Source organism: Enterococcus sp. DIV0008 (genome assembly GCF_050542615.1).
Taxonomy (GTDB): Bacteria; Bacillota; Bacilli; order Lactobacillales; family Enterococcaceae; genus Enterococcus_D; species Enterococcus_D innesii.
The window spans coordinates 1,191,387-1,205,171 of sequence record NZ_CP172937.1; the positions used below are offsets into that span (position 1 = coordinate 1,191,387).

11 protein-coding genes are annotated in these 13,785 nt (G+C 42.7%); 10 read left to right on the forward strand and 1 reads right to left on the reverse strand.

Annotated features, from left to right (window positions below):
* The first annotated feature begins 107 nt into the window (after nucleotides 1–107).
* From trmFO to IGI84_RS05695, 8 genes are all read left to right on the forward strand, one after another.
* Nucleotides 108–1,409, forward strand: a complete 1,302-nt coding sequence (trmFO, locus tag IGI84_RS05660) for an FADH(2)-oxidizing methylenetetrahydrofolate--tRNA-(uracil(54)-C(5))-methyltransferase TrmFO (protein WP_200125194.1) — start codon at nucleotides 108–110, stop codon at nucleotides 1,407–1,409.
* Between the two features lie 119 nt (nucleotides 1,410–1,528).
* Entirely contained in the window at nucleotides 1,529–1,954 is a 426-nt protein-coding gene (locus IGI84_RS05665) for a hypothetical protein (protein ID WP_086292746.1), read from the forward strand.
* A gap of 13 nt (nucleotides 1,955–1,967) precedes the next feature.
* A complete protein-coding gene (locus IGI84_RS05670) occupies nucleotides 1,968–3,404 on the forward strand; it encodes a flotillin family protein (RefSeq protein WP_077452547.1) in 1,437 nt (478 codons plus the stop codon).
* A 195-nt stretch (nucleotides 3,405–3,599) separates the two neighbouring features.
* A complete protein-coding gene (xerC, locus tag IGI84_RS05675; protein WP_077452546.1) occupies nucleotides 3,600–4,538 on the forward strand; it encodes a tyrosine recombinase XerC in 939 nt (312 codons plus the stop codon).
* Nucleotides 4,539–4,560: 22 nt separating this feature from the next.
* Nucleotides 4,561–5,103: an ATP-dependent protease subunit HslV gene (gene hslV / locus IGI84_RS05680; RefSeq protein WP_005229630.1), complete on the forward strand. Its 543-nt coding sequence runs from the start codon at nucleotides 4,561–4,563 to the stop codon at nucleotides 5,101–5,103.
* A 14-nt stretch (nucleotides 5,104–5,117) separates the two neighbouring features.
* The gene (gene hslU / locus IGI84_RS05685) at nucleotides 5,118–6,515 is read left to right on the forward strand and encodes an ATP-dependent protease ATPase subunit HslU (protein ID WP_005236820.1); all 1,398 of its coding nucleotides are present in this window, start codon (nucleotides 5,118–5,120) and stop codon (nucleotides 6,513–6,515) included.
* A 13-nt stretch (nucleotides 6,516–6,528) separates the two neighbouring features.
* Nucleotides 6,529–7,320 carry a GTP-sensing pleiotropic transcriptional regulator CodY gene (codY, locus tag IGI84_RS05690; protein WP_005236817.1) on the forward strand — a complete coding sequence of 264 codons (792 nt, stop codon included), beginning with the start codon at nucleotides 6,529–6,531 and terminating at the stop codon, nucleotides 7,318–7,320.
* Between the two features lie 11 nt (nucleotides 7,321–7,331).
* Nucleotides 7,332–8,207 (forward strand): aldose 1-epimerase family protein, encoded by an 876-nt coding sequence (locus IGI84_RS05695; RefSeq protein ID WP_200125192.1) that lies wholly within the window; start codon nucleotides 7,332–7,334, stop codon nucleotides 8,205–8,207.
* Nucleotides 8,208–8,258: 51 nt separating this feature from the next.
* On the opposite strand, the gene plsY is transcribed toward IGI84_RS05695, so the two are convergent.
* On the reverse strand, nucleotides 8,259–8,897 hold the full coding sequence (gene plsY, locus IGI84_RS05700; RefSeq protein WP_200125190.1) for a glycerol-3-phosphate 1-O-acyltransferase PlsY: 639 nt from the start codon (nucleotides 8,895–8,897) through the stop codon (nucleotides 8,259–8,261).
* A 284-nt stretch (nucleotides 8,898–9,181) separates the two neighbouring features.
* Between plsY and parE the strand changes: the two genes are divergently transcribed.
* The gene (gene parE, locus IGI84_RS05705; protein ID WP_077452542.1) at nucleotides 9,182–11,209 is read left to right on the forward strand and encodes a DNA topoisomerase IV subunit B; all 2,028 of its coding nucleotides are present in this window, start codon (nucleotides 9,182–9,184) and stop codon (nucleotides 11,207–11,209) included.
* Nucleotides 11,210–11,220: 11 nt separating this feature from the next.
* Complete coding sequence (gene parC, locus IGI84_RS05710) at nucleotides 11,221–13,683, forward strand: DNA topoisomerase IV subunit A (protein ID WP_200125188.1); 2,463 nt, start codon at nucleotides 11,221–11,223, stop codon at nucleotides 13,681–13,683.
* Nucleotides 13,684–13,785: the final 102 nt, after the last annotated feature.

Sequence of the window (13,785 nt, forward strand, 5' to 3'; positions counted from 1 at the left end):
AGGGTCAGCCTCGATGTTGGCTGACAAAAGAAAGTGCCGGTCCTTTTGATTAATACAAGCAGTTTCTTATGAGAAGAGGCGAGCTTTTGAAATAAAAGGAGAGCACTATGAAAGAAATCAATGTTATTGGTGCCGGTTTAGCCGGAAGCGAGGCTGCGTGGCAAGCAGCGCAAGCAGGTGTCGCAGTAAAGCTTTATGAAATGCGTCCTAAGAAATCGACAGAAGCCCATCATACAAATAATTTTGCTGAGCTTGTTTGTACGAATTCACTACGAGGCAACAATTTAACAAATGCGGTCGGTGTTTTGAAAGAAGAGATGCGTCGCTTAGATTCAGTCATTATTACCTCTGCAGACAAAACAGCGGTTCCAGCAGGTGGTGCTTTAGCTGTTGATCGTGATGATTTTTCAGAGTTAGTCACCAAACGTGTCAAAGAACATCCTTTAGTCACTGTCATCGAAGAGGAGATCACTGAAATTCCAGATGGGATCACCGTGATTGCAACTGGACCTTTGACTTCTGAACCTTTATCCAAAGCGATCCAAGCTTTTAACGGATCAGAAGGATTTTATTTCTATGACGCAGCAGCACCGATCGTCGATAAATCCACCATCAATATGGATAAAGTTTATTTGAAATCACGCTACGACAAAGGCGAAGCAGCCTATCTAAACTGTCCGATGAACGAAGAGGAGTTTTATGCGTTTCGTGAAGCTTTAGTCAATGCGGAAGTGGCCCCTTTGAAAGAATTCGAAAAAGAAAAATTCTTTGAAGGATGTATGCCAATCGAAGTTATGGCTGGCCGTGGACCGAAAACCATGTTGTTTGGTCCGATGAAACCCGTTGGTTTGGAAGATCCGAAAACCGGCAAGCGTCCTTACGCAGTGATTCAGCTGCGGCAAGATAATGCAGCTGCTTCTCTGTACAACATCGTTGGTTTTCAAACACATTTGAAATGGGGCGAGCAAAAGCGGGTATTCCGGATGATCCCTGGTTTGGAAGAGGCCGAATTTGTGCGCTACGGCGTGATGCATCGGAATAGTTTTATGAATTCACCAGAGTTGTTACACCAAACCTATCAATCGAAAAAACGTGAGGACCTCTTTTTTGCTGGTCAAATGACAGGGGTCGAAGGGTATGTTGAAAGTGCAGCCAGTGGATTGATGGCTGGCATCAACGCGGCCAAACTTGCAAAAGGCGAAGCACCGATCATTATGCCGCAAGAAACAACAATTGGTAGTATGGCGTATTATATCACCCATGCTGAAGGCAAACACTTCCAACCAATGAATGCAAACTTTGGGTTATTGCCAGAACTTCCAGAGCGAATCAGAGACAAGAAATCTCGTTATGAAGCATTGGCAAATCGAGCGTTAGCTGCTTTAGAAAAAGCCAAAGAACAACTATAAGAGTGATGAGTCAACACCTTCTTACTGATAATTGGTAAGAAGGTTTTTTTTTAATTTGTCTTGAAACTTTAATCAAGGTGACTTATGATAGACAGTAACAATGAGAGAAGGTGGTGAAGATGGTGATCGGAGAATGGGTTCATTTGATTCAAAACTATTTACAGCGTTTTCCTACAGTGATCCAATTTTTAGGATGGCTGATCCTCTTGGTCGGGGTCATTTTCGTTGTCTTTGTTGCATTTAGTTTGCTGTTAGGTCCCTTTATGTGGCTTTACAATCGCATCACAGACAAAAACCGCAGCAATGTCATTAGCCGCAATGAGTTTGTGATCGGCGAACTGACGGAAAAGATTGTCGGAGACACAATCGGCGAAGTCATGGAAATAGGGAGTCAAAGTGCACGTTCTGTTTATCCCGCTCGGTTTTTTCGAGAAGAAGATCGTGAAAACAATGTTCGATTGCCAGTCGGCACCAAAGTCATCATTGTCGATTTTGATAAAAAAGGGATCGCGTTGGTGGTTGAAAGTAAAAATTTTATAGAATAGGAAGTGTTAGGTTATGGTGGATACAGGATCAGCAGTCGATTTTTTAAGTAATCCAATTTTATGGATCATTGTCCTCGTTGTTTTATTGGTTGCCTTTTTGATGATACGTTACCGTATCGGGAAACCCGATGAAGCGTTGATCGTTACAGGATCATTCTTAGGAAAAGAAGGCATCAAGATCTTAAAAAACAGTGGGACATTTGTGATTCCTATTGTTCAAAAAGCTCATAAATTAAGTTTATTGACCCACAAGTTAGAGATTGGGACACCAGAAGTTTATACGGAACAAGGCGTACCGATCAAAGCCAGTGCGACGGTGCTTGTGAAGGTCGGTAATAGTACCGAATCGATCAAGACAGCCGCCGAACAATACTTAGGTAAATCCACAGGTGAATTGGAAGATGAAGCCCAAGAAGTCTTAGAAGGTCACTTACGGGCGATTCTAGGAACGATGACGGTAGAAGCTATCTACAAAAACCGAGATGATTTTGCGGAACAAGTGCAAGAAGTTGCCTCTACGGACTTGAAAAAAATGGGGTTGGAGATCGTTTCGTTTACGATCAAAGATGTCAGCGACAGCAATGGCTACTTGGATGCGTTAGGACGCCCTCAGATTGCTGAAGTGAAAAAAAATGCCGAAGTAGCGGAATCCAATGCCTTAAGAGAAACGCGGATCAAGCAAGCTGAGAATGAGCAATTGGCACAGCATGAAGAGATCCGTCGCCAAACAGAAATCGCAGAAGCGACTAAAGATATGGCATTGAAACAAGCGCAGTACAAACAAGAACGCGAAGTTGCGGATGCGAAAGCAGAACAAATCGCGGTCGGCGAACAAATGAAAGTTCAGTTGATCGAACAAGAAAAAAATATTGAGATCCAAGAAAAACAAGCGGAATTGACGGAAAAAGAATTGAATGCAACTGTCCGTAAAAAAGCCGAAGCAGATAAATATGTCGTTGAACAAAACGCTCTAGCAGACAAAGCACGTGAAATCGCCCGAGCACAAGCCGAAGCGGAAAAAGTCAAATTAGCTGCCCAAGCAGAAGCCGAACGAATTGAAAAACTAGGTAGTGCCGACGCGGAACGGATCGCAAAAGTCGGTCAAGCCGAAGCGGAAAGCCGTGAAAAGATGGCGATTGCTTTGACCAAACTAAACGAAGCCGGTATTTTAATGGAGTTCATCAAAGTGCTGCCTGAAATCGCGAAAGAAGTCAATGCGCCACTGAGCAATATTGATAAAGTGGTCAGCTTTGGCGGCAACGATGGGCTTCAATCAATGGGAGAAGCTGGTTTAGCGCGAACTTTTGATACGATCAAAGAGACAACCGGATTAGACTTAGTTGGGTTGATCAATGACACGATGTCCACAAAACAAGGAAACAAAGAGCTAGTTCAGGCTGTATCTGAAAGCAATGGTTCGCATCAGCCAACAACGGATCCAATCGAATAAAAGCAAATAAGTGGAAACGTATCAGTCCCTCTATCTTTTGAGGAGAAGGACTGGTACGTTTTTCTGGCTTTTTTGAGGGATCTTTTGAAGAGAGATAAGAATCTTACGAAGATTCTTAGAAAGTTTTCACAATTATGTCTAAACTTTGAAATATTGATTAAATTCTGACAATTCATTTGTTTTTTTTTGTGGTCTATGCTAAAGTTATTTCGAATCATGAAAAGGGGGGTTACTTTGCAAACAGATCAGTTACAAGAAGAGTTTTTTCGTTATCTTATTGTTGAAAGAGGGTATTCGGAAAAGACAAAAAAAGCGTATCAAGAAGATATGAGCGATTTTTTTTACTTCTTAAAAGAGTCTGGCAATGAAGACCCATTAGCAGTGGAGTACCGTGATGTTCGCGTCTATCTAAGCTATTTGACAGAACGAGAGTACAGTCGTAATTCCATTAGTCGCAAAATGGCTAGCTTGCGATCATTTTACCAATTTCTAACCAAGCATGAGATCGTCAAAGAGAATCCTTTCGCCTACATTCATTTAAAAAAGAAAAACGCCAAATTGCCGCGTTTTTTTTATGAAAAGGAAATGGATGCACTCTTTCAAAGTGTTGCCGGTGATGAGCCATTACAACAGCGCAATCAAGCATTGTTAGAAGTCCTTTACGGTTCAGGTCTGCGGGTCAGCGAATGTAGTAGTCTGACGCTGGGTGCGATCGATTGGGAAAGCGGCGTATTGTTGATCCACGGAAAAGGCAACAAAGATCGTTATGTTCCTTTCGGCAGTTACGCACAAGCGGCAGTCAAGCGCTACCTTTCCTCAGGACGCAAACAACTGATGGAAAAGCAGAACAAAGAACACGATATTCTTTTCGTGAATCATCTTGGTGATGGGATCACTGCAACAGGGATCGAGTATGTGTTGAATCAAATCATTCGAAAAAGCAGTTTAGACAGTAAAATCCATCCTCATATGCTTCGGCATACGTTTGCGACCCATTTATTAAATAACGGTGCCGATATGCGGACCGTTCAAGAATTGTTGGGGCATGCCAATCTATCGACGACACAGATCTATGCGCATGTCACCAAAGACAGTTTACAAAAAAATTATCGCCAATTTCATCCACGCGCGTAAAATTGGTACAGGAGGAACGTAAATGAAGTCAGAATTTCATTCAACCACCATCTGTGCGGTTGAAAAAGACGGCAAGTTTGCCATGGCCGGTGACGGACAAGTAACGATGGGAGAACAGGTCGTTATGAAAGGAACCGCTCGGAAAGTTCGTCGAATATACAACGGTGAAGTGATCGTTGGCTTTGCCGGCAGTGTGGCAGATGCCTTTACCTTGGAAGAAAAATTTGAAGGAAAACTAAATGAATACAACGGAAATTTGCAACGAGCTGCAGTAGAATTGGCACAAGAATGGCGGACGCAGCAGTCGATGCAAAAATTAGAGGCGATGCTGATCGTCATGAATGATAAGGAGATGCTCTTAGTCTCTGGGACAGGCGAGGTCATTTCGCCAGATGAAGGGATCTTAGCCATTGGTTCAGGCGGAAACTATGCCTTGGCGGCAGCCCGTGCGATGAAACGTTATGGCGGCGAACTATCTGCCAAAGAAATCGCTGAAGGTGCCTTGAATATCGCAGCAGACATTTGTGTCTTTACGAATCACAATATCATTGTAGAAGAGTTTTAAAGAGGGATGACGATATGACAAACCAAAACAAATCACCACGAGAAATCGTGAAAGAATTAGATGAATACATCGTTGGACAAACCAACGCCAAAAAATCAGTGGCGGTTGCTTTGAGAAATCGCTACCGCCGGCTACAATTAGATGAAAAGATGCAACAAGATGTCACACCAAAAAATATTTTGATGATCGGACCAACGGGCGTTGGGAAAACGGAAATTGCGCGACGCTTAGCAAAGATCGTTGATGCACCTTTCGTTAAGTTAGAAGCGACGAAATTCACGGAAGTCGGCTATGTCGGTCGAGACGTAGAATCGATGGTACGTGACCTCGTTGAGAATGCGATCCAAATCGTGAAAAAAGAACAATATAAAAACGTGCGGATCCAAGCGGAGAAAAAAGCCAACCGTCGTTTAGTAAAAGTCCTAGTTCCTGGTATTAAAAAGGAACAAAAAAAGAATACCAATCCTTATGAACAAATGATGAATATGTTCAACGCCGCACAACAACCAGAAGAGCCAAAAGAAGAATTGACGGATGAGATTCGCAGCAACCGTCAAGCCATTTTCGAGCAATTAGAAAAGGGGCTTTTAGACAACCGAGAAGTGACGATCCAAGTCGATGAGCCGAAAAATCAAGCACCAATGATGAACAATGGCTTAGAACAAATGGGGATTGATTTGAATGAAACCTTAGGGGCATTGAAACCGCAAAAGAAAATCGAGCGCACGGTAACTGTGAAAGAAGCACGAGAATTGTTGATTCAAGAAGAATCCTCCAAACTGGTCAACGACGCGGATATTCATAGTGAAGCGTTACGTTTAGCAGAATCTAGCGGCATCATTTTTCTTGATGAAATCGACAAGGTATCTTCGAAATCACAGCAGTCAGGAGAAGTTTCTCGTGAAGGGGTGCAAAGAGATATCTTACCGATCGTTGAAGGATCGCAAGTCAATACGAAATATGGCACGTTACAAACAGATCATATTCTCTTTATCGCCTCAGGCGCGTTCCATCTATCAAAACCAAGCGATCTGATCCCTGAGTTGCAAGGGCGTTTCCCGATTCGCGTGGAACTAGATGACTTGACAAAAGAAGACTTTGTTAAAATTTTAACGGAGCCAAACAATGCTTTAGTCAAACAATACATCGCCTTGTTAGGAACCGAGAATGTCAAAGTGGTCTTTACGATGGAAGCCATCGAAAAAATTGCCGAAATCGCGTATCAAGTCAATCGCGATACCGACAATATTGGTGCTCGTCGTTTGCATACAATTCTAGAAAAACTACTTGAAGATTTATTGTTTGAAGCATCTGAGATGCAAATGGGTGAAATTACGATCACAGAAGCGTATGTGGAAGAAAAACTTGCGTCCATCGCAAAAGATGAAGACTTAAGCCGGTATATTTTATAAAGGGAGCGGACCAATGAAAACATTATTAGAAAAGACTAGACAAATCAACGAATTATTGCAGCAAAAAAACACCTTTAATTTAGCTTCTGATTTGCCTTACGACAAAATGGCTGTCATTTTAGGAAATATCCTAGACAGCAATGCGTATATTATTAGCATCGACGGTAGTGTGTTAGGTTTTGTTGAGAACCACGATGTTAATAACGAACGTATCAAAAAAATGTTTGTTGAAAAACAGTTTCCTAAAAATTATACAGATTTAGTCGATCACCTGACCTCCACAGAAGCTAATGTGCCAATCAGTGATGATATGACCGCTTTTCCTGTGGAAGGCCGTGAGTTGTATCCCAACGGACTAACAACTATCGTACCGATTTACGGTGCAGGGGAACGTTTAGGAACAATCATTCTTTCTAGAATCGATAAATCTTTTGATGATGACGATTTGGTATTAGCGGAATACAGTGCAACAGTTGTGGGTATGCAATTCTTGTACCAAAAATCCCGCAGTATCGAAGAAGACGTTCGCAGTACAACGGCTGTTCAAATGGCGATCAACACCCTTTCTTATAGTGAGTTGAAAGCTGTTCAAGCGATTTTTGAGGCACTAGAAGGAGACGAAGGTCGTCTGACCGCATCAAGTATCGCTGATCGCATTGGTATTACACGGTCGGTGATCGTAAATGCTTTACGTAAATTAGAGTCTGCCGGTATTATTGAATCCCGCTCTTTGGGGATGAAAGGCACCTATTTAAAAGTGCTTAACAGTCGCTTTAAAGAGGAATTGACGAAACATCAATATTAGGAGATGAGACCATGACAGTTACCATCACGGCCGGTCATCTGCAAGCAAAAATTGCAGAAAAAGGGGCTGAGCTGCAAAGCTTAGTCGATACGAGCAATGACCTTGAATATATTTGGCAAGCTGATCCAAACCACTGGGGAAAGCATGCACCGATCTTATTTCCGATCGTCGGTGCCTTAAAAGAGGACACCTATCAGCATGAGGGCAAGAGTTATCATTTGCCTCGTCATGGATTTGCCAGAGACATGTTGTTTACTGTCGTTGAACAACGCACAGATTACGCTTTGTTTTTACTAGAAAGTTCGACTGAAACCAAAGCAAAGTATCCGTTTGATTTTCAGCTGTATGTCAGTTATGAATTAGGCGGTGATGGTTTAGTCGTCAAATACCAAGTGAAGAATAGCGGTCAAAAAGAACTCTATTTCTCCATTGGTGGACACCCTGCATTCAACGTCCCACTTGAAAAAGGGCTGACTTTTGAAGACTATTATCTTTCTTTTTCTCCAAAAAAATCACGGGTGAAATTGCCGTTAAAAGGCAACTATATTGATTATGAGCAACGCACACTCGGTCAAACGAATACGGATTTACGCTTGACCCATGACATGTTTGCAAATGATGCGCTAGTTTATGAAACGAAAGGATTACATTCCTACTCGATTCGCAGTGAGAAATCGCCTCATAGTGTCACGTTAAGCTACAATAATATGCCGTATGTCGGTTTTTGGTCCACGTATCCAGTGAAATCGCCGTTTCTATGTATAGAACCATGGTGCGGTATCGCAGACACACTGGAAGCTTCCGGTGAGCTTTCAGAAAAACTGGGGATTCAAGCACTTCCACCTGAAGAAGTATTTGAAACAAAGTACTCAATCACAGTTAAATAATGTATGCAAAAAGAAGCTGGGAAAAGCGCAATGACTTTTCTCAGCTTCTGCTTATTTGTTCGTTTGACGCTTATTCAGTCCAAAGGGTACTCGACTTTCGGTTCCGTCTTTGATGCGGGTGATGTTTTCACGATGGCGAATAAAGATAAAAATCGTTACGCCGATGGCGATAAAGGTCAGCAGCCAATTTTGCTCAGGCAAGATCGCAGGGGCGATAAAAGGCAAAACAATCGTCGATAAAGTGATCAAACACGCCGCGATCATACTGGTCAGGCTCACCATACTGGTCACATAAAGACAGATAACAAAAATCAATGAAGAATAAATGAAAAAGAGCGGATTGTATCCTAAGAGCATCCCAGCACTTGTCGCCACTGCTTTGCCGCCTTTAAATTTGGCAAAGATTGGGAAGGTGTGACCTAAGATTGCACAGACCCCAAACCAGAGCGGATTGACGGTATGGAGACCAAAGATGATCGGCAAGCTGGTCGCCAAAGTTCCTTTTAAGATATCCATCAATAAAACAACGATCCCGGCTTTTTTTCCTAACACGCGAAATGTATTGGTCGTTCCCGTATTGCCGCTGCCGAATTGGCGAATATCTTTTTTGAAAAACAGTTGGCCAATCCAAACACCCGAGGGGATCGAACCTAAAAGGTAAGCAACAATAAATAAAAGAATCGTATTCATAATAACCAACTTTCTTTGCAAGGCTAGGGCAATTTTAGCATGAAAACGCCTTTCCAACAATAAGAAAATCTTTCGCTGGTCAGACAAAGAAGAAAAACAGCTTTTCTCAGAGCTGTGAAACACAAACGAGCCATTTTGTGACTCTAGCTTGTGCAAACAAAGGAAAAAGGATAAGATAGTTTAGAAAAATGTTCGCTTGAAAAAAGCGTATTTTGTGTTAAGATTTTTTTTGCAGTTCTTTCAGCAGCAAAAAAGGACTGATCAAGATTAAAGGAGCGGTGGGTTTGGCAAAGAAAACCACAGAATATAATGATGCTTCCATTCAGGTCTTAGAGGGCCTGGAAGCAGTAAGAAAACGGCCAGGAATGTATATCGGCTCGACCGATAGCCGCGGCTTGCACCACTTAGTGTATGAAATCGTCGATAATGCGGTTGATGAGGCACTCTCAGGATACGGCAATGAAATCGATGTTACGATCCATAAAGACAATAGTATCAGTGTTCGAGACAATGGCCGAGGAATGCCGGTCGGGACACATGCATCTGGAATCCCGACTGTTGAAGTCATCTTCACAGTATTACATGCCGGCGGGAAGTTTGGCCAAGGCGGCTACAAAACCTCTGGCGGCCTTCATGGGGTTGGTGCCAGTGTTGTAAATGCCTTATCCAGCTGGCTAGAAGTGGTCATCGTTCGTGACGGTATCGAATACAAACAGAGCTTCAAAGACGGTGGGAAACCAGCCGGTACCTTGAAAAAAATCGGCAAAACCCGTAAACCAACGGGAACAACAGTCACCTTTAAACCAGACGATACAATCTTTTCTGCAACCAAATTCTCCTATGAGATTCTCGCAGAACGTTTGAGAGAATCAGCCTTCTTGTTGAAAGGGGTCAAAATCTCCCTGACGGATGAACGAGGGGAAGAACCAATTCATGAAGTCTTTTTATATGAGGAAGGCATCAAAGAATTTGTTGATTATTTAAATGAAGAAAAAGATACCTTGACCCAGGTGGTTTATTTTTCTGGCACGAAAGAAGCCATCGAGGTAGAACTTGCCTTTCAATACAATGATGGCTATTCGGAAAATGTCTTGTCTTTTGTCAATAATGTACGTACCAAAGATGGTGGTACCCATGAAGTGGGGATGAAGACATCAATGACGAAAGCTTTCAATGAGTATGCCCGCAAGGTGAATTTGTTGAAGGAAAAAGATAAGAACCTTGAAGGCAGTGATTTTCGGGAAGGCTTAGCGGCCGTGCTGTCGATCCGTGTTCCGGAAAATCTTTTGCAATTTGAAGGACAGACCAAAGGGAAATTAGGAACACCCTTAGCAAGAAATGCGGTAGACAATGTGATTGGCGAGCAGCTAGGCTATTACCTGCAAGAAAACAGTGAAATGAGTCAAATGCTGGTTCGTAAAGCGATCAAAGCAAGAGAGGCCCGTGAAGCTGCCAGAAAAGCGAGAGAAGAAAGCCGCACTGGAAAGAAACGCAAAAAAGGGGAGTCACTGCTTTCTGGAAAATTAACGCCTGCACAATCTCGTAATCCTAAGAAAAATGAATTGTACCTGGTGGAGGGGGATTCTGCTGGTGGTTCAGCGAAGCAAGGCCGTGACCGCAAGTTCCAAGCGATTTTACCGTTACGAGGCAAAGTTATCAATACGGAAAAAGCCAAAATGCAGGATATTTTGAAAAATGAAGAGATCAATACCATGATCTATACTATCGGTGCCGGTGTTGGCCCAGAGTTTTCGATTGAAGACTGCAACTATGATAAAGTGATCATCATGACCGATGCGGACACCGATGGGGCACACATCCAAGTATTGCTATTGACGTTTTTCTACCGTTACATGAAACCGTTGATCGAAGCAGGAAAAGTTTACATTGCTTTGCCGCCTTTGTACAAAGTGTCCAAAGGGTTAGGGAAAAAGGCAGTAGTCGAATACGCTTGGACCGATGATGAACTAAGCAAACTGACCCAAAAAATCGGCAAAGGCTATATGCTTCAGCGCTACAAAGGGTTGGGGGAAATGAATGCCGATCAATTGTGGGAAACGACGATGGACCCAGAAACGCGGACGCTGATTCGAGTAAGGATCGATGATGCGGCTCAAGCAGAACGTCGCGTCACCACATTGATGGGAGATAAAGTAGAACCACGTCGGAAGTGGATCGAAAGCCATGTTCAATTCAGTTTAGAAGAAGATGGCAGTATTTTGGATAAAAAAGAAGATACAGTACCGGAATTAGTTGATGAAAAGTTAATGGATACCGAACAAGCAGAAAGCAAACAGTTAGTTAAGGAATAGGAGGTGGTCTCTTGGAACACAGAAGCAATATACAAGAATTGACATTGGAAGAAGTGATGGGAGATCGCTTCGGACGATATTCCAAATACATCATTCAAGAACGGGCATTGCCGGATATTCGTGATGGGTTAAAACCGGTTCAGCGGCGCATCTTGTTTGCCATGAACCAAGACGGCAATACGTATGACAAAGGCTTCCGCAAATCAGCGAAATCAGTCGGAAATATCATGGGGAATTTTCACCCCCATGGCGACTCAAGTATCTATGAAGCAATGGTCCGCATGAGCCAAGACTGGAAACTACGTCAGATTTTGATTGAAATGCACGGGAACAACGGGAGTATGGATGGCGATCCACCAGCAGCCATGCGTTATACGGAAGCACGGCTTTCAGAATTAAGCGGTGAGCTGTTAAAAGATATCGAAAAAAACACGGTCGAATTGGTGTGGAACTTCGATGATACCGAAAAAGAACCAACTGTTCTACCAGCAAAATACCCGAATCTGTTAGTCAATGGCTCAACGGGGATCTCAGCTGGGTATGCAACGGAAATTCCCACACACAATTTAGGAGAGATCATTGATGGAACGGTCTATTTGATCGACCATCCGCAAGCTTCTTTGGATCAGCTGATGAAGTATATTCCTGGCCCTGATTTTCCAACAGGAGGGATTTTACAAGGGAAAGAAGAAATCAAAAAAGCCTATGAAACAGGTAAAGGCAAAGTGATCCTGCGTTCGAAAACCAAGATTGAAGACATTAAAGGCGGCAAACAGCAAATCGTCATCAATGAAATTCCCTATGAGGTCAATAAAGCCAATTTAGTCAAAAAAATGGATGAGATCCGTTTGAATAAACGGATCGACGGGATTGCTGAAGTACGGGATGAAACCGACCGTACTGGTTTGCAGATCGTTGTCGAGCTGAAAAAAGAAGCAAATGCACAAGGAATTTTAAATTATCTATTTAAAAATACCGAATTGCAGATCAACTACAACTTCAATATGGTAGCCATTGACAATATGCGCCCCCAACAAGTCGGTTTGAAACGGATTTTAGAAAGCTACATCAAGCATCGCCGTGAAGTGATTGAAAAACGCAGTCGTTTTGAACTGCAAAAAGCCCAAAAGAGACAGCATATCGTTGATGGTCTGATCAAAGCTCTATCGATCCTTGATGAAGTGATCGCCACCATTCGCGGCAGTAAAGACAAAAAAGATGCCAAAAGCAATCTGGTGGTTCAACACGGCTTTACGGAAGAGCAAGCAGAAGCCATTGTGAACTTGCAGTTGTACCGCTTGACCAATACGGATATCACGCAATTGCAAGCAGAGGCGAAAGAACTTGCTGAAACGATCGCTGAATTGACAACAATCTTAAATGAGGAAAGCGAATTACTGAAAGTGATCAAAAAGGAATTGCGGGAAATCAAGAAAAAATATACGACCCCGCGGTTGACTGAGATCGAAGCAGAAATTCAAGAAATCAAGATTGAAACACAAGTCTTAGTTGCACAAGAAGAAGTCGTCGTAACAGTCACAAGAGACGGCTATGTCAAACGTAGCAGTTTGCGTTCTTACGGCGCTTCAAAACCAGAAGAGATCGGCATGAAAGAAGGCGACTCTTTACTTTATAGCAGTCAAATGAACACGTTAGATCATCTGTTGTTGGTAACCAATAAAGGAAACACGATCTATCGTCCGGTTCATGAATTGCCTGATTTAAAATGGAAAGATCTAGGCGAACATATTTCGCAAACGGTCATGACGCTGGCCCAAGATGAAATGATCATTGGGGTCTTTGCTTACAAAGAGATCGATCCTTTGAAAAACTTTGTGCTGATCAGTAAAAACGGCATGATCAAACAAACGCGGATGACGGAATTTGAACCTTGGCGTACCTATAAGACACGGCCAATGACGATCATGAAGCTAAAAGATGAAACCGATGAATTGGTCAATGTCTTTTTGACGGATCAAACGGAAGAAATGGATGTCTTTTTAGTCAGTCATCTTGCCTTTGGCTTACGGTATTCGCTTAATGAAGTGCCGGTTGTGGGACCAAAAGCAGCGGGAGTCAAAGCGATGAACCTTAAAGCGGGTGATTATCTTATCAATGGGTTGTTAGTTTATTCCGAAGGGGATACACCAATCGTTCTGATTACTCAACGTGGCGCAGCAAAACGCATGCTGGCTCAAGAGATTACCCAATTAGGACGGGCGAAGCGTGGTTTGATGGTCTTGCGTGAATTGAAGAAAAATCCTCATCGCGTCGTCTATATGGGCAGTGGGGAAAATCAGCAACTGCTAGTGACCAACCAAAAAGGACAAGCCTTTGAAGTCATCACGAATCAAATCCCGATCAATGATCGGACCTCCAATGGCTCATTTATTATGGATGAGAAAACAGGGGGACAAATCTACGAAGTGAAAACACAAATCAGTCCTGCAATCGCGGAGGATTCTGTACTATAAATTATAACAAAACAGCCATTCTGTACCAGTACAGGGTGGCTGTTTTTTACCTCTTAATTAATCTTTCACATTTGCTAAAAACGTACTTTAATAAAAGATTCA

What these genes read in the sequence shown, in the direction of transcription:
- trmFO (WP_200125194.1), top strand. Translation starts at nt 108, where the DNA reads ATGAAAGAAATCAATGTTATTGGTGCCGGTTTAGCCGGAAGCGAGGCT.
- IGI84_RS05665 (WP_086292746.1), top strand. Translation starts at nt 1,529, where the DNA reads ATGGTGATCGGAGAATGGGTTCATTTGATTCAAAACTATTTACAGCGT.
- IGI84_RS05670 (WP_077452547.1), top strand. Translation starts at nt 1,968, where the DNA reads ATGGTGGATACAGGATCAGCAGTCGATTTTTTAAGTAATCCAATTTTA.
- xerC (WP_077452546.1), top strand. Translation starts at nt 3,600, where the DNA reads ATGCTAAAGTTATTTCGAATCATGAAAAGGGGGGTTACTTTGCAAACA.
- hslV (WP_005229630.1), top strand. Translation starts at nt 4,561, where the DNA reads ATGAAGTCAGAATTTCATTCAACCACCATCTGTGCGGTTGAAAAAGAC.
- hslU (WP_005236820.1), top strand. Translation starts at nt 5,118, where the DNA reads ATGACAAACCAAAACAAATCACCACGAGAAATCGTGAAAGAATTAGAT.
- codY (WP_005236817.1), top strand. Translation starts at nt 6,529, where the DNA reads ATGAAAACATTATTAGAAAAGACTAGACAAATCAACGAATTATTGCAG.
- IGI84_RS05695 (WP_200125192.1), top strand. Translation starts at nt 7,332, where the DNA reads ATGACAGTTACCATCACGGCCGGTCATCTGCAAGCAAAAATTGCAGAA.
- plsY (WP_200125190.1), bottom strand. Translation starts at nt 8,897, where the DNA reads ATGAATACGATTCTTTTATTTATTGTTGCTTACCTTTTAGGTTCGATC.